Source organism: Azospirillum thiophilum (assembly GCF_001305595.1).
Lineage (GTDB): Bacteria > Pseudomonadota > Alphaproteobacteria > Azospirillales > Azospirillaceae > Azospirillum > Azospirillum thiophilum.
Map to the genome: position 1 here is coordinate 229008 of NZ_CP012404.1, position 23346 is coordinate 252353.

Annotated in this window: 20 protein-coding genes; 11 read left to right on the forward strand and 9 right to left on the reverse strand. The window is 69.0% G+C overall.

The window, feature by feature from the left end; genetic code table 11:
- Positions 1 to 30: 30 nt before the first annotated feature.
- On the reverse strand, positions 31 to 1041 hold the full coding sequence (nadA, locus tag AL072_RS23890; RefSeq protein WP_052710171.1) for a quinolinate synthase NadA: 1011 nt from the start codon (positions 1039 to 1041) through the stop codon (positions 31 to 33).
- A 154-nt stretch (positions 1042 to 1195) separates the two neighbouring features.
- On the opposite strand from nadA, the gene AL072_RS35250 reads away from it, so the two are divergent.
- The 10 genes from AL072_RS35250 (at position 1196) to AL072_RS23935 (ending at position 12559) form a co-directional block, all read left to right on the forward strand.
- Complete coding sequence (locus AL072_RS35250) at positions 1196 to 1372, forward strand: hypothetical protein (protein WP_167543402.1); 177 nt, start codon at positions 1196 to 1198, stop codon at positions 1370 to 1372.
- Between the two features lie 185 nt (positions 1373 to 1557).
- Positions 1558 to 2190: a TorD/DmsD family molecular chaperone gene (locus AL072_RS23895; RefSeq protein ID WP_045583625.1), complete on the forward strand. Its 633-nt coding sequence runs from the start codon at positions 1558 to 1560 to the stop codon at positions 2188 to 2190.
- On the forward strand, positions 2187 to 2396 hold the full coding sequence (locus AL072_RS23900) for a hypothetical protein (protein WP_045583624.1): 210 nt from the start codon (positions 2187 to 2189) through the stop codon (positions 2394 to 2396). The genes AL072_RS23895 and AL072_RS23900 overlap by 4 nt, the downstream gene beginning before the upstream one ends.
- A gap of 19 nt (positions 2397 to 2415) precedes the next feature.
- Positions 2416 to 5367, forward strand: a complete 2952-nt coding sequence (locus tag AL072_RS23905) for a formate dehydrogenase subunit alpha (RefSeq protein WP_045583623.1) — start codon at positions 2416 to 2418, stop codon at positions 5365 to 5367.
- Between the two features lie 22 nt (positions 5368 to 5389).
- A complete protein-coding gene (fdh3B, locus tag AL072_RS23910) occupies positions 5390 to 6028 on the forward strand; it encodes a formate dehydrogenase FDH3 subunit beta (RefSeq protein ID WP_045583622.1) in 639 nt (212 codons plus the stop codon).
- 153 nt (positions 6029 to 6181) lie between these two features.
- Positions 6182 to 7195 carry a formate dehydrogenase subunit gamma gene (locus AL072_RS23915; RefSeq protein ID WP_045583621.1) on the forward strand — a complete coding sequence of 338 codons (1014 nt, stop codon included), beginning with the start codon at positions 6182 to 6184 and terminating at the stop codon, positions 7193 to 7195.
- Between the two features lie 173 nt (positions 7196 to 7368).
- Positions 7369 to 8889 carry an aldehyde dehydrogenase gene (gene adh / locus AL072_RS23920; RefSeq protein WP_045583620.1) on the forward strand — a complete coding sequence of 507 codons (1521 nt, stop codon included), beginning with the start codon at positions 7369 to 7371 and terminating at the stop codon, positions 8887 to 8889.
- A gap of 93 nt (positions 8890 to 8982) precedes the next feature.
- The gene (locus tag AL072_RS23925) at positions 8983 to 9372 is read left to right on the forward strand and encodes a DUF779 domain-containing protein (RefSeq protein WP_045583619.1); all 390 of its coding nucleotides are present in this window, start codon (positions 8983 to 8985) and stop codon (positions 9370 to 9372) included.
- 121 nt (positions 9373 to 9493) lie between these two features.
- Entirely contained in the window at positions 9494 to 10726 is a 1233-nt protein-coding gene (gene nosP, locus AL072_RS23930) for a nitric oxide-sensing protein NosP (RefSeq protein WP_052710170.1), read from the forward strand.
- Between the two features lie 3 nt (positions 10727 to 10729).
- Positions 10730 to 12559, forward strand: coding sequence for a NahK/ErcS family hybrid sensor histidine kinase/response regulator (locus AL072_RS23935; RefSeq protein ID WP_045583618.1), 1830 nt, complete (start codon positions 10730 to 10732; stop codon positions 12557 to 12559).
- Positions 12560 to 12648: 89 nt separating this feature from the next.
- On the opposite strand, the gene AL072_RS23940 is transcribed toward AL072_RS23935, so the two are convergent.
- Positions 12649 to 13665, reverse strand: coding sequence for an ABC transporter substrate-binding protein (locus tag AL072_RS23940; protein ID WP_045583617.1), 1017 nt, complete (start codon positions 13663 to 13665; stop codon positions 12649 to 12651).
- Positions 13666 to 14261: 596 nt separating this feature from the next.
- On the opposite strand from AL072_RS23940, the gene AL072_RS23945 reads away from it, so the two are divergent.
- Entirely contained in the window at positions 14262 to 14924 is a 663-nt protein-coding gene (locus AL072_RS23945; protein WP_045583616.1) for a MarC family protein, read from the forward strand.
- Between the two features lie 3 nt (positions 14925 to 14927).
- On the opposite strand, the gene paaK is transcribed toward AL072_RS23945, so the two are convergent.
- The 7 genes from paaK to paaE form a co-directional block, all read right to left on the reverse strand.
- A complete protein-coding gene (paaK, locus tag AL072_RS23950) occupies positions 14928 to 16283 on the reverse strand; it encodes a phenylacetate--CoA ligase PaaK (protein WP_425388614.1) in 1356 nt (451 codons plus the stop codon).
- 61 nt (positions 16284 to 16344) lie between these two features.
- Positions 16345 to 17553: a 3-oxoadipyl-CoA thiolase gene (pcaF, locus tag AL072_RS23955; protein WP_045583615.1), complete on the reverse strand. Its 1209-nt coding sequence runs from the start codon at positions 17551 to 17553 to the stop codon at positions 16345 to 16347.
- A gap of 68 nt (positions 17554 to 17621) precedes the next feature.
- Positions 17622 to 18065: a hydroxyphenylacetyl-CoA thioesterase PaaI gene (gene paaI, locus AL072_RS23960; protein WP_045583614.1), complete on the reverse strand. Its 444-nt coding sequence runs from the start codon at positions 18063 to 18065 to the stop codon at positions 17622 to 17624.
- Entirely contained in the window at positions 18058 to 19575 is a 1518-nt protein-coding gene (gene paaH, locus AL072_RS23965) for a 3-hydroxyacyl-CoA dehydrogenase PaaH (protein WP_045583613.1), read from the reverse strand. The genes paaI and paaH overlap by 8 nt, the downstream gene beginning before the upstream one ends.
- A complete protein-coding gene (gene paaG / locus AL072_RS23970) occupies positions 19575 to 20369 on the reverse strand; it encodes a 2-(1,2-epoxy-1,2-dihydrophenyl)acetyl-CoA isomerase PaaG (RefSeq protein ID WP_045583612.1) in 795 nt (264 codons plus the stop codon). Before paaG ends, paaH begins: the two co-directional genes overlap by 1 nt.
- Before the next feature lie 8 nt (positions 20370 to 20377).
- Entirely contained in the window at positions 20378 to 22057 is a 1680-nt protein-coding gene (gene paaN / locus AL072_RS23975; RefSeq protein ID WP_045583611.1) for a phenylacetic acid degradation protein PaaN, read from the reverse strand.
- A 41-nt stretch (positions 22058 to 22098) separates the two neighbouring features.
- The gene (paaE, locus tag AL072_RS23980; RefSeq protein WP_045583610.1) at positions 22099 to 23178 is read right to left on the reverse strand and encodes a 1,2-phenylacetyl-CoA epoxidase subunit PaaE; all 1080 of its coding nucleotides are present in this window, start codon (positions 23176 to 23178) and stop codon (positions 22099 to 22101) included.
- Positions 23179 to 23346 lie beyond the last annotated feature (168 nt).

Here is a 23346-nt window from a genome sequence, read left to right on the forward strand (position 1 = left end):
TCCCGGGGCGGGAGAGGGCGTTTCAGACGCTCACTTCGGCTTGACCGCCAGCATGCGTTCGACGGAGCGGCGGGCGCGGGCGGCCAGGGCGTCCGGAATCTCGACGCGCGGTTCCAGGGTCTGGAGGGACTCCAGGATACCCGACAGCGTCACCGTCTTCATGTGCGGGCACAGGTTGCAGGGGCGCACGAACTCGGTGTCCGGCGAGGCGGCGGCGACGTTGTCGCTCATCGAGCATTCGGTGACCATCAGCACCCGCGGCGGCTTCTCGTTGCCGACGAAGTCGATCATGCGGGCGGTTGAGCCGACGAAATCGGCGGCCTCCAGCACATCGGGCGGGCATTCGGGATGGGCGATCACCGTCAGCCGGTCGAAGCGGCGGCGGAACTCGCCGATCTCCGCGCCGGTGAAGCGCTCATGCACCTCGCAATGGCCCTTCCAGGCGATGATCTCCACCTTGGTCTGGGTCGCGACGTATTTCGCCAGATATTCGTCGGGCAGGAAGATCACCCGCTCGACGCCGAGCGATTCCACCACCTCCACCGCGTTTCCCGACGTGCAGCAGATGTCGACCTCCGCCTTCACCTCGGCCGAGGTGTTGACGTAGGCGACCACCGGCACGCCGGGATGGGCCTCGCGCAGCAGGCGGACGTCGGCGGCGGTGATGCTGTCGGCCAGCGAGCAGCCGGCGTTGCGGCTGGGGATCAGCACCGTCTTGGACGGGTTCAGCAGCTTCGCCGTCTCCGCCATGAAATGCACGCCGGCCAGCACGATGACGTCGGCGTCGGTCTGGGTCGCCTTGGCGGCCAGCGCCAGGCTGTCGCCGACGATGTCGGCGACGCCGTGGAAGATCTCCGGCGTCTGGTAGTTGTGCGCCAGGATGACGGCGTTGCGCTCCCGCTTCAGCTCGTTGATGGCGTGGACAAGCGGGGCGTGGAAGGGCCACTCGATGGCGGGCACGACGCGCTTCATCCGGTCATAGATCGGCGCGGTCGCCGCGGCGACGGCGGGGGTGTAGGCGAGTTCGGCGACCTCGGGCATCTTGGCGCTCCGATCAATGCTCGTTGTGAGCAAAACCATATGTGCTCCTTTAGAGCATATCAAGCGGAAAAAACGGGCGATGGAAACAATCGGTCTCCTGCAGCGTTGTGCCCGGCATGACGGCCGCCTGGAGAGCCCCGATGGGAGAGCCCCGATGAAAGCCTTTCTCGCCGCCCTGTGCGCCATCGCCGTGCTGGCCGTCGGCGCGCGGGTCGCCTTGCCGACCCTGTTGGCCCGCAGCGCCGACGAGACCTTCGCCTCCAGCGGCGCCCGGGTGGGGGAGGAGGCATCGGTCGAACACCGCAACTTCTCCGGCCGGGCGCAGCACTAGGGTCGGACGACAGGCGTCTGCACCGGCTGCCGGCCGTCGGCGCAAAGGAATTAGCACGCCCGGACGACCTCGACCGGGTGCGGCAACTTTTGTTCGTGTGCGGCGTTGTTCCAAGTCCGGCCAACCTCGTCCAGGCCGGTCACGACTTTGATGCGGTCTCAAGGACACAGGCTTGCGGGAGTGCGATGACGATCCATGATCCGGAAACCGGTGCGGATGGCGCCCGCGCCGACGTCTACCGGCTGCTGGCCCTGACCCTGGCGGCTCCGCCGTCCGCCTCCCTGCTTGCCCTGCTGGGCGGCCTGTCGGGCGATGCCACGCCGCTCGGGCAGGCGTTCGACGACCTCGCCTCCCGCGCACGGGACGGCGACTCGCAGCTCGTCCAGGCGCGGGCGGAGCGTGAATTCAATGCGCTGTTCATCGGCGTCGTGCAGGGCGAACTGGTCCCCTACGCCTCCTATTACCGCACCGGCTTCCTCACCGACCGGCCGCTGGCGGCGGTCCGCGCCGACCTCCAGGCGCTTGGGCTGGAACGGGCGCCCGGCGTGTCGGAGCCGGAAGACCACATCGCCGCGCTGTGCGAGGTCATGGCCGTGCTGATCCGCGAGGGCGCCGACCCGGCGGTGCAGTGGCACATGCTGGACAGCCATCTTGCGCCCTGGGCCGGCCGTTTCTTCCAGGATCTGGAACGGGCGGAGTCCGCCGATTTCTACCGCCCGGTCGGCACCGTCGGCCGCCTGTTCCTGCAGATCGAAGCCGAGATCCGGCAGGAGGCGTCCGCCCAACCGAACCGCATGCTGGAGGGAACCGACGCATGACGAGCCAGCCCGAGCCTCCCCGCACCCCGCTTCAGCGCCGCGACATCCTGAAGACGCTTGGCCTGGGCGCGGCCGGTGCCGCCGCGGCCACCATGTTGCCGGCCGGCGACGCGGCGCAGGCCGCGGAAACGCCGCAGGAGCAGGTGAAGACCCGCTACCGCGAAACCGAACACGTCAAGCGCTTCTATGCGCTGAACCGCCTGTAGAGCGGCCGGGAGGGTGTCCATGCTGGTCAAACGGTCCCCCAATGCCACTGGCAAAGGCTCCGGCAACGCCTTCGCCAAGGCGTCCCGTACCGCCCGCTCCGGTCTGGCCGGCGCGCTGGCCGACAGCCTGGAGCCGGGCGTCAGCCGCCGCGCCTTCCTGCGCCGCTCCGGGATTGCCGCAGGCGGCATCGCCGCCGTCGGCGCGCTGCCCGGCGCGATGATCCGCAAGGCCGAGGCCGGGCCGATCCTGCCCAATGTCGAGCTGGTGACCCGCAAGAACGTCTGCACCCATTGCTCGGTCGGCTGCACGGTGATCGCCGAGGTGCAGAACGGCGTCTGGGTCGGGCAGGAGCCGGGCTGGGAAAGCCCGATCAGCCAGGGCACCCATTGCGCCAAGGGCGCGTCGGTGCGCGAGCTGACCAAGGGCACCCGCCGAGTCAAATACCCGCTCAAGCTGGTGGACGGCGTCTGGCAGCGCATCGGCTGGGACCAGGCGATCGAGGAGATCGGCGACCGGCTGCTGGAGATCCGCAAGGCGTCCGGCCCCGACGCGGTGTTCTGGCTCGGTTCTGCCAAATTCTCCAACGAGGGCGCTTATCTCTACCGCAAGCTGGCGGCCTTCTGGGGGACCAACAACGTCGACCATCAGGCGCGCATCTGCCACTCCACCACGGTCGCCGGCGTGGCGAACACGTGGGGCTACGGCGCCATGACCAACAGCTACAACGACATCCAGAATTCCAAGGCGCTGGTGATCGTCGGCGGCAACCCGGCCGAGGCGCACCCGGTGTCGATGCAGCACATGCTGCGCGGCAAGGAGCACAACCGCGCCCCCTTCATCGTCATTGATCCGCGCTTCACCCGCACCGCGGCGCATGCCACCGAATATGTCCGCATCCGCCCCGGCACCGACATCCCCATCGCCTGGGGCCTGCTGTGGCACATCTTCGAGAATGGCTGGGAGGACAAGGAGTATATCCGCCAGCGCGTCTACGGCATGGACGAGATCCGCGCCGAGGTGAAGAAATGGACGCCCGAGGAGGTGGAGCGGGTGACCGGCGTTCCCGGCACCCAGCTGCGCCGGGTGGCGGAGGCGCTGGCGAAGAACAAGCCCAGCACGGTGATCTGGTGCATGGGCGTCACCCAGCACACGGTCGGCACCGCCAACGTCCGGGCGCTATCGATCCTGCAGCTGGCGTTGGGCAACATCGGCGTGGCCGGCGGCGGCGCCAACATCTACCGCGGCCACTGCAACGTGCAGGGCGCCACCGACTTCGGCCTCGACGTCACCACGCTGCCCGCCTATTACGGGCTGGCCGAAGGCGCATGGAAGCATTTCGCCCGGGTCTGGGACGTCGGGTACGACGATCTCAAGGGCCGCTTCGCCTCCAAGGATCTGATGGAGGCCAAAGGTATCCCGACCACGCGCTGGTTCGACGCCGTGCTGGCCAAGCCGAACGAGATCGACCAGCCGAGCCCCTTGCGCGCCATGATGTGCTTCGGCCATGGCGGCAATACCGTCACCCGCATGCCGGAGATGCTGAAGGGGCTGGAGAAGCTGAGCCTGCTGGTCGTCGCCGACCCGCACCCGACCACCTTCGCGGCGATCAAGGAGCGGCGCAACGGCACCTATATCCTGCCGGCCTGCACCCAGTTCGAAACCGACGGGTCGCGCACCTGCTCCAACCGCTCGATGCAGTGGGGGGAGAGGGTGGTGGAGCCGATCTTCGAATCGAAGGACGACTACACCATCATGTATCTGCTGGCCCGCAAGCTGGGCTTCGCCGACGAGATGTTCAAGCACATCACGGTGGAGGAGACCCGGCCGGTGCCGGAGGACATCCTGCGCGAGATGAACCGCGGCTGCCTGTCGATCGGCGCCACCGGCCAGTCGCCGGAACGGTTGAAGATGCACATGAAGCATCAGGCCGATTTCGACAAGATCACCATGCGGGCATCCGCCGGCCCCTGCGCCGGCGACTATTACGGCCTGCCCTGGCCGAGCTGGGGCCATCCGGAGCTGAAGCATCCCGGCTCGGCGGTGCTCTACGACACATCCAAGCATGTCATGGACGGCGGCGGCGTCTTCCGCGCCCGCTTCGGGGTGGAGCGCAACGGCGTCTCGCTGCTTGCCGACGGCTCCTATTCCAAGGGGTCGGAGATCGAGGACGGCTATCCCGAATTCACCATGGCGGTGCTGAGGAAGCTGGGCTGGGACAAGGACCTGACGCCCGAGGAGATGCGCGTCATCCAGGCCATCGGCGGCGGGGCCGGCAGTGCGGAAATCGACAATGTCAGCTGGCAGACCGACCTGTCGATGGGCATCATCCGGGTGGCGCTGAAGCATGGCTGCGTGCCGCACGGCAACGCCAAGGCGCGCGCCGTCGCCTGGAACCTGCCCGACCCGGTGCCGGTCCACCGCGAGCCGATCTATTCCCCGCGCCCCGACCTGGTGAAGGCCTTCCCGGCGATCGAGGACCGGCGCGACTTCCGGCTGGTCCAGCTCGCCCGCTCGCTGCAGTTCAAGGTGGCGGACAGCGACCTGCGCCAGCGCTTCCCCATGGTGCTGACCTCCGGCCGGCTGGTCGAGTATGAGGGCGGCGGCGAGGAAACCCGGTCAAACCCCTGGCTGGCCGAGCTGCAGCAGTCGATGTTCGCGGAGATCAACAGCAAGGACGCCGAGCGGCTGGGCATCAAGGACGGAGCCTGGATCTGGGTTTACGGGCCGGAGGACGGCGGCAAGGCCAAGGTCAAGGCGCTGGTGACCGAGCGGGTGGGCAGCGGCACGGTGTTCATGCCCTTCCACTTCTCGGGAGTCTGGCAGGGCGAATCCCTGCGCGACAACTACCCGCCCGACACCGACCCCATCGTGCTGGGCGAGCCGGTGAACGGGGTGACGACCTACGGCTACGACCCCGTCACCTTCATGCAGGAAACCAAGGTCACCCTCTGCCGGGTCGAACCGGCATGACGTGCAGGAGCTGAGGAAAGCAATGGCCCGGATGAAGTTCCTGTGCGACGCCGAACGCTGCATCGAATGCAACGCCTGCGTCACCGCCTGCAAGAACGAGCATGAGGTCCCCTGGGGCATCAACCGCCGCCGGCTGGTCACGTTGAACGACGGCAAGCCCGGCGAGCGGTCGATCTCGATGGCCTGCATGCATTGCAACGACCCGCCCTGCGCCGCGGTCTGCCCGGTGGACTGCTTCCTGCAGACCGAGGATGGGGTCGTGCTGCATAGCAAGGACCTGTGCATCGGCTGCGGCTATTGCTTCTACGCCTGTCCGTTCGGAGCGCCGCAGTACCCGCGCACCACCGATTTCGGCAGCCGCGGCAAGATGGACAAGTGCACCTTCTGCGCCGGCGGTCCCGAGCCCGACGGCAGCGTCGAGGAGTACCAGAAATACGGCGCCAACCGGCTGGCCGAAGGCAAGCTGCCGCTGTGCGCCGAGATGTGCTCGACCCGCGCGCTGATGGCCGGCGACGGTGCAGTGCTGGCCGACATCTACCAGGAACGGTCGCTGCGCCGCGGCTACGGCTCCGGTGCGCCGGGCTGGTTCACAGCCTACGGCCGCAACGACCGCGGCCAGCCCTTCGCTCCCGGCGGGCCGGGCGGCCGGGGAGGGGCGTGAGCGTCGGTCGATGATACCCCCACCTAACCTCCCCCGCTGGGCGGGGGAGGGACTGCCGCCACTCTCCCGCATAAGCGCTTGCTCCCTCCCCCGCCCAGCGGGGGAGGGTTGGGGTGGGGGCAAGTAAGGCGCCAATTCAATCGGGAGACCACCATGCGCGCCCTCCAAGCCCTGCTGCTGTTGATCGCCCTGCTGGCCGCGCCGACCGTCGCGCAGGCACAGCTGACCCAGTCCCCCGGCCCCAACTCGCCCACCACCAAGGAGCAGGTGCCGCTCTACGTCCCGCAGACCGACAAGCTGGTCGGCCGGGTCAGCATCCCGGACGAGAAGCTGGGGGTGCTGGTCCAGCCGCAGGGGCGGGACTGGCGGGAGTTCCGCAGCCAGACGCTGCAACTGACCATCGGCGGCTTCGCCATCGGCATGACGGCGATCCTGGCGGCGTTCTTCCTCTATCGCGGCACCATCCGCATCCATGGCGGCAAGGCCGGGCGGCTGGTGCTGCGCTTCAACGGGCTGGACCGCTTCGCCCATTGGACGACGGCGGTCAGCTTCCTGGCGATGGCGCTGACCGGCGCGATCCTGACCTTCGGGCGTCCGCTGCTGATCCCGCTGATCGGCCATCCGGCCTTCACCGCGCTGGCCGAGACGTCGAAGTCGATCCACAATTATGTCAGCGTGCCCTTCATCGTCGGGCTGGTGATGATCATGGCGCTGTGGCTGCGCGACAATCTTCCGGAGAAATCGGACTGGCTGTGGATCAAGTCCGCCGGCGGCCTCTTCACCAAGGCCGGCGGCAAGCATCCGGAGGCCGGGCGCTTCAACGCCGGGCAGAAGGGGGTGTTCTGGGGCATCGTGCTGGGCGGCCTCGGCATGACGGCCACCGGCTGGCTGATGATGGTGCCCTTCGCCGTCACCGGGATCGGCGGCATGCAGATCCTGCATGTGATCCACGGGTTGCTGGCGGCGGTGCTGATCGCGGTGGTGATCGGGCATATCTACATCGGCACCATCGGCATGGAGGGCGCCTTCGACGCCATGGGCCGCGGCGAGGTCGACGAGGCCTGGGCGATCGAGCATCACCGCCGCTGGTACGAGGAGCAGCTGCGCAAGGGCTATGTCGAGGGCCGGCCGGGCGGGCACGCAGGCGACCGGCAGCCGGCGGAGTGAGCAGCCTTATCCGATGGCGTGCGAACAATCACGTCATCTGACCGTCGCCTTCCTCCGCCGTCTCCTTCCATAGTACAATTTACCCCCTCCCTCCCGAAATGGCTGAATGGCGCCAGACAAACGCGCCGGACCGGCAACCCGACCGGTTCGCCTTATTGAGAGGAACGGCCCAAATGCTCCACCAGGCTCTCGACACCCTGCAGAAGCAGATCGCGCTCCGCCCCCGCTACGACAATTATATCGGCGGCCAGTGGGTGGCACCGGTGGACGGCCAATACTTCACCAATCTCACGCCGATTACCGGCAAGCCGCTGTGCGAGGTCGCCCGCTCCCAGGCTGCCGACGTGGAACTGGCGCTCGATGCCGCCCACAAGGCCAAGGATGCCTGGGGCCGCACGTCGCCGACCGAGCGCTCGAACATCCTGCTGAAGATCGCCGACCGCATGGAAGAGCGGCTGGAGGTCATCGCGCTGGCCGAGACGCTGGACAACGGCAAGCCGATCCGCGAGACCCGCGCCGCCGACGTGCCGCTCGCCATCGACCATTTCCGCTATTACGCCGGCTGCATCCGCGCCCAGGAAGGGTCGATCGCCGAGATCGACCACACCACCTACGCCTATCATTTCCATGAGCCGCTGGGCGTCGTCGGCCAGATCATCCCGTGGAACTTCCCGCTGCTGATGGCCGCCTGGAAGCTGGCCCCGGCGCTGGCCGCCGGCAACTGCGTCGTGCTGAAGCCGGCCGAGCAGACCCCGATGGCGATCATGGTGCTGGCCGACATCATCGGCGACCTGCTGCCGCCCGGCGTGCTGAACATCGTCAACGGCTTCGGCATCGAGGCCGGCAAGCCGCTCGCCACCAACAAGCGCATCTCGAAGATCGCCTTCACCGGCGAGACCTCGACCGGCCGCCTGATCCTGCAATACGCGTCCGAGAACATCATCCCGTCGACGGTCGAGCTGGGCGGCAAGTCGCCGAACATCTTCTTCGAAGACGTGATGGCCGAGGACGACGAGTTCCTCGACAAGGCGCTGGAAGGCTTCGCGATGTTCGCGCTGAACCAGGGCGAGGTCTGCACCTGCCCGAGCCGCGTCCTCATCCAGAAGTCGATCTACGACCGCTTCATCAAGCTGGCGGTCGAGCGCGTCGCCAAGATCGCCCAGGGCCACCCGCTGGACGGCGGCACGATGATCGGCGCCCAGGCCTCGCAGGAGCAGCTGGAGAAGATCCTCTCCTACATCGAGATCGGCAAGGCCGAGGGCGCCAAGGTGCTGACCGGCGGCGAGCGCGCCCATCTGGGCGGCGAGCTGGAGGGCGGCTACTACGTCCAGCCGACCATCCTGGAAGGCCACAACAAGATGCGCATCTTCCAGGAGGAGATCTTCGGCCCGGTCGTCGCCGTGACCACCTTCGAGACCGAGGAAGAGGCGCTGGCCATCGCCAACGACAGCGAGTTCGGCCTGGGCGCCGGCGTGTGGAGCCGTGACGGCAACCGCGCCTTCCGCATGGGCCGCGGCATCCAGGCCGGCCGCGTCTGGACCAACTGCTACCACCTGTACCCGGCGCACGCCGCCTTCGGTGGCTACAAGAAGTCCGGCATCGGCCGCGAGACCCACAAGATGATGCTCGACCACTACCAGCAGACCAAGAACCTGCTGGTCAGCTACAGCCCGAAAGCGCTCGGCTTCTTCTGAGCCCCGCTCCTCCCTATCGGGCAAACCTGGGCCGGGGGTACGTCCCCCGGCCTTTTTTCTTTCAACGGCATCGCGCCCATCGGGAACCGCATCATGGCCGACCGCGTCACCGCCACACCGGAAGCGTTGTCATTGCTCGACCGCCTGTCGGCCAGGCATGGGCCGTTGATGCTGCACCTGTCGGGCGGCTGTTGCGACGGGTCGGCACCGCTCTGCCTGCCGCTGGGGGAGTTCCGCATGGGCGGGCGGGATCTCTGCATCGGGCGGGTAGGCGGCGCGCCCTTCTGCATGGCCGACGACACTTTCGAATGGTGGCGCAACAGCCAGGTCATCCTGGACGTGATACAAGCGCGCGGCGGCGGTTTTTCCCTGGAGGCGCCGGACGGCGTACGCTTCACCGCCAAGGCCCGTCTGTTCACCGACGGGGAACTGATCGACCTGCCGGACCCCACCCCGGCGACCGCCATGCAAGAGATGCCGTAGGGAGACTGTTTCGACGATGCCCTCCTTCACCGGTCCGCGGATTGGCCTTGCCCGCCGCCATCCCTGGAGTACCCTTGCCGGATCGCCTCCGCGGACGGAGGGGGAGGCGCCGGGGGCTGCCATGTCCGCACAAGAGACGTCCGCATGGGGGATGTCGGCAAAGGGGCCGGCGAAAACGGCGGGCGGCGACGGCATGCCGCGCGCCGTCACCCATGCCGAACGGCCGGAGGAGGCCGCGCGCGAGCTGCGTGCCGGGCTGGGCGCCGGGTTGGGTATAGGGGCTGGCGCCATGGGCCTGGAACTCGTGGTCGTCTTCTGCGCCCCCTGCTATGACCGTGCGGCGCTGGCCGATGCGCTGGCGGCGGAGTTCGGCACGGTGCCGGTCATCGGCTGCACCACCGCTGGCGAGATCGGCCCCGGCGGCTACACCACCAACGCGCTGGTGGCGGTGGGTTTCCCGAGCGAGGATTTCTCCATCGTCACCGCGCTGGTCGACCATGTCGACCGTTTCGAGATCGCCGACAGCGCGGTCATCGCCCGCTCGCTGCTGTCGCGGCGCGACCGCGCCATGGCGGCCCGGCCGGTGCCGCTGGGCGAGGAGGCCCGCAGCTTCGCCATGCTGCTGATCGACGGGCTGTCGATGAGCGAGGAGACGGTGGTCAGCGCGCTGCACAATGCGCTGATCGACATCCCGCTGTTCGGCGCGTCGGCCGGCGACGACCTGCATTTCGAACGCACCTTCGTCCTGCATGAGGGTGCCTTCCACCCGAACGCCGCGGTGGTCGCGCTGTTCACCACCGCCCGGCCCTTCACCGTCTTCCGCACCCAGCATTTCGTCAGCTCGGAGCGCAAGATGGTGGTCACCGGCGCCGACCCGCAGCGCCGCATCGTCCATGAGATCAACGCCGAGCCGGCGGGGCGCGAATATGCCCGGCTGGTCGGGCTGGAGGGCGAGCCGCTGACCCCGATGATCTTCGCCGCGCACCCCGTCGTGGTGCGGGTCGGCGGCCAGTATCATGTCCGATCGATCCAGAAGGTGAATGACGACGAGAGCCTGACCTTCTTCTGCGCCATCGACGAGGGCATCGTGCTCACGGTGGCGGAAGGGGTGGATCCGGTCGCCAACTTCGACGGGCTGATCGAGGGGATCGAGGCGGAGGTCGGCGCCCCCGACCTGATCCTCGGCTGCGACTGCATCCTGCGCCGGCTGGAGATGGAGCAGCGGCAATTGAACGCGGTGATGTCCGACCGGCTGGCCCGCCACCGGGTTGTCGGATTCTGCGCCTATGGCGAACAGGTGAACGGCATGCACGTCAACCAGACCTTCACGGGCGTCGCCATCGGAGGGCGCTAAGCCATGGCCGGCATCCAAACCCGCAGCTGGACGCTCGATCCCGCCGACCGCATCGCCGAGCTGGAGCGCGAGAACGCCAAGCTCCAGCGCATCAACAAGGTGCTGATGGACCGCGTCGAGCGGTCGATGGATTTCCAGGGCGGCGCCTTCTCGCTGTTCCAGACCGCCATCGTGCTGGAGCAGAAGATCCGCGAGCGCACGTTGGAGCTGGAACGCGCCCTGCACAAGCTGGAGGACAGCAACCGCGACCATGCCCGCGCCAAGGAGCTGGCGGAGACGATGCGGACCCGCCTGTTCGAGGCGATCGAGTCGGTGAACGAGGGCTTCGCCCTGTTCGACTCCGCCGACCGGCTGGTGCTATGCAACCGCAAATACCTGTCCTACTGGCCGACGGTGGCGGACCGCATCCAGGCCGGCATCCGCTTCAACGATCTGGTGGCGATGGTCGCCGCCGCCGGTGCGGTCAGCGAGCCGCCACCCGACATCTGGCTGCGCGAGCGGATGGAACATCGCCACGACCTGAAGGGCGTCTTCCTGAACCGGCTGTCCGACGGACGCTGGATCCAGGTGAACGAGCGGCGCACCCGCGACGGCGGCATCGTCGGCGTCTACACCGACATCACCGTCATCAAACGCGAGGAGGAGCGGCGGCGCGAATCCGAGCAGGCGGAGAAATCCGCCCTGATGCTGCTGAACGACCAGCTGCAGCTGGCCAAGGCGGAGGCCGACCGCGCCAACCTGTCCAAGACCCGCTTCATCGCCGCCGCCAGCCACGATCTGCTGCAACCGCTGAACGCCGCCCGCCTGTTCGTCTCCGCCCTGGGCGACCTGGAGCAGCCGGACGCCAATGGCGAATTGGTGGAGAACATCGACGTGGCCTTGGCCTCGGTCGAGGATCTGCTGTCGGCGCTGCTGGACATCTCCAAGCTCGATGCCGGGGCGGTAACGCCGGAGGTCACCGATTTCCCGCTGCGCGGCATCCTGGCCCCGCTCGCCACCGAATATGCAGCGGTGGCGGCGGAGCGCGGCATCGACCTGAAGATGATCGGGTCGGGCGCGGTGGTGCGCAGCGACATGCGGCTGCTGCGCCGGATCGTGCAGAATTTCCTGTCCAACGCGCTGCGCTATGTCCAGGGCGGCCGGGTGGTCGTCGGCTGCCGCCGGACCGGCGACGGCATCCGCATCGAGGTGTGGGACAACGGCCCCGGCATCCCGCGCGACAAGATCGAGGAGATCTTCCAGGAGTTCCGCCGCCTCGACACCCCGGTCACCAAGGGGCGCGACCGCGGCATGGGGCTGGGGCTCGCCATCGTCGACCGCGTCGCCCGCATGCTGGGCCATCCCATCACGGTGCGGTCGGAACCGGGGCGCGGCTCGGTCTTCGCCGTCACCGTGCCGCGCGGCACCGAACGCCGCGCCGCGCGCCCGGCCAGCGTCGCCGCCCGGCCGATGGCCGACCGGCTGGCCGGCAGGTCGGTGCTGGTGCTGGACAACGAGCCGGCGGTGGTGGCGGGGATGGAGGCGCTGCTGCGCGGCTGGGCCTGCAAGGTGGTGTCGGCGACCAGCGGCGACGAGGCGCTGGCCCTGCTGTCGGGCATGCCGCAGCCGCCGGACCTGCTGATCGCCGATTATCACCTGGATGACGGCGCGCTGGGGGTCAACGAGGTGGCGCGGCTGCGCGCCGCCTGCGGCCGCATCCTGCCCGCGGTGATCGTCACCGCCAACCGCACGCCCGAACTGGCCGACGAGGCCAAGGCGGCCGGATGCCTGGTGCTCAACAAGCCGGTCAAGCCGGCGCAGCTGCGCGCGGTGATGTCGGGGCTGGTGGGATGATTTACCGGTAACGCCTCGCCCGGCCGGCGTCCGGGATACCGGGGCCGGAAGTTCCGGCTTCCGGCCCCGGTATCATGCGGAAAAGCGGCTTACAGCTTCGCCGCCGCGTCGAACACCGCGTGGCTGTAGGCGCCTTCCGGCTTCTTGGAGATCACCGGGGTGGAGGCGCCCGACATCAGGATGCCGACCGTGCGGTCGAAATCGGCCGGGTCGAGATAGCCGGTGCCCTTGGCGCCGCCCTCGATCAGCTTGGCGACCTCCTGCATCATGGTGGTCTGGTGCTCTTCGGTCTGGGCGCCGGTGGTGTCGTTCTCCAGCACGATCTTCACCGCCTCCGCCTGGTTCTTGGCGGCATAGTCCCAGCCCTTGGCCGAGGCCTTCACGAACTTCGCCAGCTTCTCCACCATCTTGGGGTCGGACAGCCCCTTTTCGGTGGCGTAGAGGCCGTCTTCCAGCGTCGCCACGCCCTGGTCCTGGTACTTGAAGATTGTCAGTTCGTCGGCCTTCATGCCGGCCTCGATCAGCTGCCAATATTCATTGTAGGTCATGGTGGAAATGCAGGCCGCCTGCTTCTGCAGCAGCGGGTCGACGTTGAAGCCCTGCTTCAGCACCTTCACGTCCGGGCTGGATCCCGAGGTGGAGTAGCCCAGCTTGCTCATCCAGGACAGGAACGGATATTCGTTGCCAGAGAACCAGACGCCCAGCGTGTTGCCCTTGAAATCCTTCGGATCCTTGATGTTGGCGTCCTTGCGGCAGGTCAGCATCATGCCCGATTTCTGGAAGACCTGGGCGATGTTGACCAGCGGCACCCCCTTCTCCCGGCTGGCGAGCGCCGACGGCATCCAGTCGACGATCACGTCGGCACCGCCGGCGGCGATCACCTGGGTCGGGTTGATGTCGGGGCCGCCGGCCTTGATGGTGACGTCCAGCCCGGCGTCCTTGTAGAAGCCCTTGGCCGCCGCGACGTAATAGCCGGCGAACTGGGCCTGGGTGACCCATTTCAACTGGAGCGTCAGCGGTTCGGCGGCGGCGGCCGGCGTGCCCCAGCCGGCGAGGCCGGTGAGCGCGGTGGCGGCGAGCAGGACGGCGGAGGCAAGGGTCTTCATCGCGTGCGATCCTCTTCTGGCTGGAGCGAAAGGGCTTTTTTGGCTTGAAGGATTGGGGTGTCGATTGGCGTTTGCGGAAGAATGCCCACCACCGGCGTGCCGAAGAACCCGGGGGACGATGGCCCCGATCGGGACCAAGGCGAGGTCGATATTCAGGCCGTCGAACGAAAAGGGCAAGGCGGAGGGACGCCGCAGCATCGCCGGCGTCGCGTGGGTCGGTCGGCGCCGCAGCCGATGGGAGGACCATGCAGGGCGGAGTATCGGCACGGCCTTCGTTCCTTCGCGTTCTTGATCTCCCGCAACGGCAGGAGCAAGAAGCAAGCCAGAGGAGCCGACGAGATGCGAGTCTTGCCGCAGGCTATTGTTTCCGCTCTTGAAAAACCTGTCCGAACGGACGGAAACCGACGGTGCGGACAGCATGTGTGACGGGGTGCCCGTCCGGGAAACGCACAAATTCACGCCGAAACCGTCCTGCTGGCCACTTTCCGGGCAGGCGGGGCAGGGCCACTCCAGCCCAGGGGGAGCGCAACCATCCCCTTGCCAGCGCCCCGGCGTCCCCGCTAACTGTCCGGACAGCCGACGGACATCCGGATCCCATGATCGACAGCTTCCTGCTCGCCTTCACGGCGCTCTTCTCCATCGTCAATCCGCTGGCGATGGCGCTGATCTTCAGTCAGGTGACGGCGGACAGCAGCCCGCGCGACCGGGCGCGGCTGGCCGGGCTGGTCAGCCTCTATTCGGCGATCGTCATGCTGACCGCGCTGTGGGCCGGAGCCTATGTGCTGAACTTCTTCGGCGTGTCGATGGCGGCGCTGCGGATCGCCGGCGGCTTCGTGGTGGCGGAACGCGCCTGGGCGCTGCTGACCGCGCCGGAACGCCACGAGGCGCGCAAGCAGGAACAGGCCGCGCCGACCGGCGACGGCGACCGGCTGGCCGAATCGGCCTTCTTTCCGATGACGATTCCCTTCACCACCGGGCCGGGCACCATCTCGGTCGCCATCGCGCTGGGATCCACCCGGCCGACGCGCGGGGCCGGCGGGCTGATGGAGTTCTTCATCGGCATGTCGGGCGCGGCGCTGGCCATCGCCGCGCTGATCTGGCTGTCCTACCGCTCCGCCGACCGCATCGTCGCCTTCCTGGGGCCGACGCGGGTGCGGGTGCTGACCCGGCTGTTCGCCTTTCTGCTGTTCTGCGTCGGCGTCCAGATCCTGCTGACCGGTGTCCTGGACGCCTTCCCGCCGCTGTCGCAGAAGGGCTGAGCCTCAGGCCTTCGGACGCAGGTCCTGCACCCGCCTGGCCTTGCCGATCGACCGGGCGATGCCGCCGGGCTCGGCGATCTCGACGCGGGTGCTGATGCCGATCAGCGACTTGATCGAGTGCTGAAGGTGCTTGGCATGGCCGTCCCATTCCGACGGGTGGACTCCGTCATGCATCTCGACCCGGACGGCGAGATTGTCCATGTGGCCGTCGCGCGTCACCACCAGCTCGTAATGCGGGGCGAGCGCCGGGATCTTGCAGATCAGCTCCTCGACCTGGGTCGGGAAGACATTGACGCCGCGGATGATGAGCATGTCGTCGGACCGGCCGGTGATCTTGTCCATCCGCCGCATGCCGCGCGCCGTCGGCGGCAGCAGCCGGGTCAGGTCGCGGGTACGGTAGCGGATGACCGGCATGCCCTGCTTGGTCAGCGTGGTGAAGACCAGCTCGCCATAGGATCCGTCGGGCAGCACCTCGCCTGAGTCGGGGTCGATGATCTCGGGATAGAAATGGTCCTCCCAGACCACCGGGCCGTCCTTGGTCTCGACGCATTCCGACGCGACGCCCGGCCCCATCACCTCCGACAGGCCGTAGATGTCCACCGCATGGATGTCGAAGGTGCGCTCGATCTCCTCGCGCAGCGCGCCGGTCCAGGGTTCGGCGCCGAAGATGCCGACGCGCAGGCTGGTGCTGCGCGGGTCGATGCCCTGGCGGCGCATCTCGTCGGCGATGTTCAGCATGTAGGACGGCGTGACCATGATGATGGTCGGCTTGAAGTCCTGGATCAGCTGGACCTGCTTCTCGGTCTGGCCGCCCGACATCGGGATGACGGTGCAGCCCAGCCGCTCCGCCCCGTAATGGGCGCCGAGGCCCCCGGTGAACAGGCCGTAGCCGTAGGCGATGTGCACCCGGTCGCCGCGCGTGCCGCCGGCCGCGCGGATGGAGCGGGCGACCACCTCCGCCCACACGTCGATGTCGCCCTTGGTGTAGCCGACCACCGTCGGCCGCCCGGTGGTGCCGCTGGAGGCATGGACGCGCACGATGTCCTCCATCGGCACCGCGAACATGCCGAAGGGATAGGCCCGGCGCAGGTCGTCCTTCACGGTGAAGGGGAACAGCGCCAGATCCCTCAACTCCTTGAAGTCGTCGGGATGGACGCCCTTCGCCTCGCATTTGGCGCGGAAGGGGGCGACGTTGGCGTATGAGTGGCGGAGCGACCATGCCAGCCGCTCCGTTTGCATCGCCACAATCTCGTCACGGCTGGCGAACTCGTAGCGGTCCATGCCGGCCTTGGTGCCCAGATCGGTGCCCGCCTGATCGGCGCCCGCCTGATCGGTGCCGGTCTCGGTCATGATGGACATGGTGCGCTCCTCCCCTCGATTCGGATGCCCGGCGCTTGGCGGCCGGTGTTGCCGGTATAGTTCAGACCCGTTCGACCATCATGGCGATGCCCTGGCCGACGCCGATGCACATGGTGCAGAGCGCGCGCGTCGCCTTGCGGTCCTCCAGCTCCATCACGGCGGTGGCGACGAGGCGGGTGCCGCTGGCGCCCAGCGGATGGCCGAGCGCGATGGCGCCGCCGTTGGGGTTCACATGCTCGGCATCGTCCGGCAACCCCAGCATGCGCAGCACGGCCAAGCCCTGCGCGGCGAAGGCCTCGTTCAGCTCGATCACGTCGATATCGCCGATGGTCAGGCCGAGGCGGGCCAGCAGCTTCTGAGTCGCCGGGGCCGGGCCGATGCCCATCACCCGCGGGGCGACGCCGGCCACCGCGGTGCCGGCGACGCGGGCGCGCGGGGTCAGGCCATAGCGCTTCACCGCGTCCTCCGAGGCCACGATCACCGCGGCGGCGCCGTCATTGACGCCCGATGCGTTGCCGGCGGTGACGCTGCCGCCCTCCTTGCGGAAGGGAGTGGAGAGCTTGGCCAGCGCCTCCAGAGTGGTGTCGGGGCGCAGATGCTCGTCGGCGGCGACGATGGCCGGCTCGCCCTTGCGGCGGGTGATGGCGACGGGAACGATCTCGCGGGCGAAGCGGCCGGACTCCTGGGCGCGGCCGGCGCGCTGCTGGCTGCGGACGGCGAAGGCGTCCTGGTCGGCGCGCGAGATGCCGTGGTCGGCGGCGACGTTCTCCGCCGTCTCCGGCATGCTGTCGATGCCGAACTTGGCCTTCATGGCTGGATTGACGAAGCGCCAGCCGATGGTGGTGTCGAAGATCTCGGCCTGCCGGGAGAAGGCGCTGTCGGACTTGCCCATGACGAAGGGCGCGCGGGTCATGCTTTCCACCCCGCCGGCGACGATCAGCTCGGCCTCGCCCGCCTTGATGGCGCGGGCGGCCATGCCGATGCTGTCCATGCCGGAGCCGCACAGGCGGTTGACCGTGGTGCCCGGCACCGCGTCGGGCAATCCTGCCAGCAGTGCCGCCATGCGGGCGACGTTGCGGTTGTCCTCGCCGGCCTGATTGGCGCAGCCGAGGATCACGTCGTCGACGGCGGACCATTCGATGCCGGGATTGCGCTCCATCAGCGCCCTCAGCGGCATTGCCGCGAGGTCGTCCGGGCGCACCGGGGCCAGCCCGCCGCCGTAACGGCCGAAGGGGGTGCGGACGGCATCGCAGATGTAGGCTTCACGCATGGTTCGCTCCAGAAACAAACAGATGGGGATCGTCGGCGTGACTGCCAGGGGCGACGCCTTCGGTGGAGTCAGTCCACCGGGATCACGGTCCCCGCGATGCGCGCCGACTGGCCGCGGAACAGGCCGACCACCGTGCCATCCTGGTTGGTGACGGTGACGTCGTAGACGCCGGACCGGCCGCGCTTGTGCACCTCCCGGCATTCGGCGGTCAGCACGTCGCCCAGTTTCGCCGGGGCCGGGAAGGTGATGGAGCAGCCCGCCGCCACCGTCACCTCGTTCGCCGCGTTGCAGGCATAGGCGAAGGCGGTGTCGGCCAGGGTGAAGGTCATGCCGCCATGGCCGATGTCGTGGCCGTTCACCATGTCCTTGCGCACGGTCATCGCCATGCGGGCGTAGCCGGGGGCGATCTCCAGCAGCTCGATGCCGTGGGCCTGGGCGCAATGGTCGCGCTCGTACATGCCGCGGCCGACCGCTTCGGCGAGGGCTTGGGGATCGGTGTGGGTTTCAGCCATGGAAGCGGTTTCCTCCGGAAATCTTGCGGCGCAGCAGGGCGGACGCGCGGTAGCGGTCCTCGCCGTAGGTGCGGGCCAGCGCGTCGAGCACGCCCAGCACATGGGGCAGGCCGATGCGGTCGGCCCAGGCCAGCGGACCCAGCGGGTAGTTCACGCCCCTGGTCATCGCGGTGTCGATGTCGGCGGCGCTGGCGACGCCCTGCATCGCCGCGTCCGCCGCCTCGTTGGCGAGCATGGCGACGGTGCGCATCACCACCAGACCGGGGGCGTCGTCGATCACCGACACCGCCTTGCCCAGCGCCTGGAACAGGCCGGCGGCAGCGGCGACCGCATCGGCCGGGGTGCCGTCGGCGGGGGCCAGCGCCACGCGGGTCGCCTTGGCGTAGTCCAGCGCAAGGTCGAACAGCACCAGCGGGGCGATGCCGTCCTCCGCCGCCCGGGCGGTGGCGGTGCGGCCGTCGGTCAGGGCCAGCGTGACGCCGTCGACGACGAGCACGCCGGGGCCGGGCGCTTCCTCCACCGCGATGCCGGCCGCGCGCAGCAGCCCGGCCAGGGATGCGGCGGGGCCGAGGTCACCCTGCATGATCACGCTCTCCGGCCTGGGCGCCGGTTCGGCGCTGTGCGGCACCGGCTTGGGCGCACCGGGGCCGTGGTCGTAGAAGCCGCGGCCGGTCTTGCGGCCGAGCCGCCCGGCCTCCACCAGCTCCTGCTGGATCAGCGAGGGCTGGAAGCGCGGGTCGCCGAAATAGGCGGCGTGGACGGAGCGGGTGACGGCGAAGTTCACGTCATGGCCGATCAGGTCCATCAGCTCGAACGGCCCCATGCGGAAACCGCCGGCCTCCCGCGCCACGGCGTCGATGGTGGCGGGATCGGCCGCCTGTTCCTGCACCAGCCGCAGCCCTTCGGCGTAGAAGGGGCGGGCGACGCGGTTGACGATGAAGCCGGGGGTGGAGCGGCAGCGCACCGGGCTCTTGCCCCAGGCCCGTGCGGTGTCGGCCAGCGTGTCGAGCACCGCGGCGTCGGTGGCGAGCCCGCTGACGATCTCCACCAGCGCCATCAGCGGCGCCGGGTTGAAGAAATGCAGGCCGGCCAGCCGTTCCGGCCGCCGCACCCCGGCGCCGATGGCGGTGACGGACAGCGACGAGGTGTTGGTGGCGAGGATGGCGCCCTCGCCGACGATGCCTTCCAGCTCCGCGAACAGGCGGCGCTTGACGTCGGGATCCTCGACGATGGCCTCCACCACCAGCCCGGCGGGGGCGAGGTCGGGCAGGCCGTCCACCGCGCGCAGCCGGCCGACGATGGCGTCGCGCTCCACCGCCGTGCGCTTGCCCTTCTCGACCAGCGCGGTCAGGGCTTTGGCGATGGAGTCGACGGCGGCCTCGGCGGCACCGGGGCGGCTGTCGACCAGCAGGACCGGGTGGCCGGCCTGGGCCGCGACCTGGGCGATGCCCTGGCCCATGGCGCCGGCCCCGACCACCGCGACGGTGACGGACGGATCGAGCGCCGCCATCACCGCCCCTCGAACTTGGGCACGCGCTTCTCGACGAAGGCCGCCACGCCCTCGCGATAATCCCGGCTGCGGCCGGCCTCGCGCTGGAGGTCGCGTTCCAGGTCGAGCTGGGTGTCGAGGTCGTTGGCCGACGACGCGTTGAGCGCCTGCTTGATCAGCGCCAGACCATGCGTCGGCTGGCTGGCGAGATGGCGGGCGAGCGCCCCCGCCTCCTCCATCAGCTTGTCGTCGTCCACCGACTTCCAGATCATGCCCCAGGCTTCCGCCTGCTCGGCGGAGACCTTGTCGCCCAGCATGGCGAGGCCGATGGCGCGGGCATGGCCGACCAGCCGCGGCAAGGTCCAGGTGCCGCCGCTGTCGGGGATCAGCCCGATCTTGCAGAAGGCCTGGATGAAGCTGGCCGAGCGCGCCGCCAGCACGATGTCGCAGGCCAGCGCGATGTTGGCCCCGGCGCCGGCGGCGACGCCGTTCACCGCGCAGACCACCGGCATCGGCAGGCTGCGCAGGCTGCGGACCAGCGGGTTGTAGTTGGTCTCGATCGAGGCGCCGAGATCCGGCCCCTGGGCACCCGGCGCGACGGCGCGGTCGGACAAATCCTGCCCGGCGCAGAAGCCGCGCCCGGCCCCGGTCAGCAGCAGGCAGCGCACCGCCTTGTCGTCGCGCAGCTCGGCGATGGCCTCGCGCAGCTCCTCATGCATCGCCGCGGTGAAGCTGTTCAGCCGGTCCGGCCGGTTCAGCGTGACGGTGGCGACGCCGTCGGCGATGGTCAGCAGGATCGTTTTGTCGCTCCCCATAGTCCCGCTCATTGCGCGGCCTCCAGCACCGGAACGCGGCTCTGCACCACGCGGAAGCGGTTGGCGACGAAGGCGAGGTCGCACAGCGCGGCGTTGGCGGCCGGGTTGGCGCCGGTGCCGTGGAAGTCGCTGAAGGCCGCCGACTGGTTGACGAAGACGCCGCCGGTCAAATTGACCGACAGGGCGACGCCGGCCTCGACGAACAGGTCGGTCGCCTGCTCGATCAGGGCCGTGTCGGTGCTGTAGAGGCCGGCGGTCAGCGCCCCCTTGGTGCGGGTCAGGCGGGCGGCGCGCTCGAGGCTGTCGGCGGTGCTGTCGGTCTTCACGATGATGGTGATCGGGCCGAACAGCTCATGGCCGTACTTGTCCTCGTCGGCCGCCTCCATGGCCAGGATCAGCGGCGTACGGATGCGGGCGTCCGGGAATTTCGGATGGGCGATGGCACGCGACGGCAGCACAACGGTGCCGAGCTTGGCCGCCTCGTCGATGCGGGCGAGCGTGGCGTCGGACTGGATGGCGCCCAGCACCTCCACCGCGCGCTCCGGATCGGACAGGAACTTGTCGACGCCGCCGGCCAGCGCCGAGACGACCTGATCGAAGCCCATGCGCTCCGCACCCGCCTGGATGCCGTCCCTGGGCACGAAGATGACCTGGGTCGTCGTGCACATCTGCCCGGAATAGAGGCTGAGCGTGAAGGCGAGGTTGCGCACCATGCCCTTTGGATCGTCGGTGCCGTCGATCACCACGCTGTTGACCCCGGCCTTCTCGGTGTAGACCTGGGCTTGGCGGGCGTTCTGTTCCAGCCAGTCGCCGAAGCCGGTCGAGCCGGTGTAGTCGATGATCGTCACCTCCGGCCTGAGCGCCAGATCCCTGGCGATGGTGTCGCCGATGGCGAGCGTGACGAGGTTGGGGTCGAGCCCGCATTCCGCCAGCACCTCGCGCGCGATCCTCACCGTGATGGCAAGCGGCAGGATGGCGGTCGGGCCGGGCTTCACGATCACCGCGTTGCCGGTGACGAGGCTGGCGAACAGGCCGGGATAGCCGTTCCAGGTCGGGAAGGTCGCGCAGCCGATGACCAGCCCGACGCCGCGGCCGACCAGCTCGAAGCGCTTGTCCATCACCAGCGGCGGGTTCTTGCCCTGCGGCTTCTCCCAGCGGGCGGCCGGCGCCTGGTCGGTCATCGCCTTCCAGCCATAGGCGACCGCCTCCAGCCCGCGGTCCTGGGCGTGCGGGCCACCGGCCTGGAAGGCCATCATGAAGGCCTGCCCGGTGGTGTGCATCACCGCGTTGGCGATCTCGAAGGAGCGCGCGTTCAGCCGCTTCAGGATCTCCAGGCAGACCCCGGCCCGGCCGTTCGGGCCCGCCTTGCGCCAGCCCGGCATCGCCGCCCTGGCAGCCTTCACCAGCGCATCGACGTCCGACACCGGATAGGTGATGCCGAGGTCGAAGCCGAAGGGCGAGCGTTCGCCGCCGACCGTGCCGGCCGCGCCCGGCTGGTCGAGCTCGAACGGCTTGTCGCGGTAGGCCGCGAAGGCCGCCTCGCCATCGGCCGCCGCCGTCTCGCCATAGGCACGCGGGTTCGGCATCTCGGGGAAGGCCGACCAGTAGGCGCGGCTGCGGCAGGCTTCCACGGCCTTCTGCAGCGTCGCCTCGTGCGTCTCGAACAGACTTTGCGGGGTGGTGGTCATGGCGGGGCGTTTCCTTGTTGTCGTTGTCGGCTGTGGTTGCGTCAGGCGGCGTCGAAGTCGATGACGACCCGTTCGGTCAGCGGGCGCGACTGGCAGGTCAGCACATAGCCGGCCTCGACCTCCCACGGCTCCAGGGAGTAGTTCTCGGCCATCTCCACCTTGCCTTCGCGGACCCTGGCGCGGCAGGTGCAGCAGACGCCGGACTTGCAGGAATAGGGCAGGTCGGCGCCATGCCGGTGGGCGGCCTCCAGGATGCTCTCGCCGTCATAGGGCAGCGTGAATTCCTTGCGCTTGCCGTCCTGCAGGATGGCGATGGTTGCGGCGTCGGTGGGCGTGTCCGCGGCGATTTTCTTCACCGCCGGGCGCGCGGTCGGCGTCGTGCCGAACAGCTCGACATGGATGTTGGCGGCCGGCGTGCCGCAGGCGGCCAGCGCGTCGCGCACCTCCTCGACCATCGGCTGGGGGCCGCAGAGGAAGGCGGCGTCGATGTCTTCGGCCTTCAAGGGACCGGCGCACAGCTCGCGCACCAGACCGGCGCCGATGCGGCCGCCCAGCAGCCCGGCCTCCTCCGGCTCGCGGCTCAGCACATGGTGGATGACCAGCCGGCCCATGTGGCGGTTCTTCAGATCCTCGAGATCCTCCCGGAAGATGATGGAGGTGACGGTGCGGTTGCCGTAGACCAGGACGAAGCGGCTCTCCGGCTCCTGCGCCAGCACGGTCTTGAGGATCGACATCACCGGGGTGATGCCGCTGCCGGCGGCGAAGGCGACATAGGTGCGGGAGGCTGCCGGGTCGAGGGGGGTGTGGAAGCGCCCCATCGGCGTCATCACCTCCAGCACCGCGCCGGGCGCCAGAGACCGGTTGGCGTGGGTGGAGAACAGGCCGCCCTCCACCGTCTTCACCGCCACGCGCAATTCGCCCTCGTCCACGCCCGAGCAGATGGAGTAGGAGCGCCGCACCTCCTCGCCGCCGATGGCGGTCTTGAGGGTGAGGTACTGGCCCTGGACGAAGCGGAAGCGGTCGGCGAGATCGGCCGGCACGTCGAAGGCGATCGACACGGTGTCCGCGGTCTCCCGGCGGCACTCGCGGATGGTCAGCGGGTGGAAGCTGGGGGTGGTCATGGGGTGGTCCTCGGTCGGGCCGGTTGAGTGGTCGCGGCGGTTGCCCCCACCCCGACCCTCCCCCGCTGGGCGGGGGAGGGGGCAGGAGCTTTGCGGGAGTGCGGCGGAGTTCCCTCCCCCGCCCAGCGGGGGAGGGTTAGGGAGGGGGCATCGCTGCCGGCGCCTCCA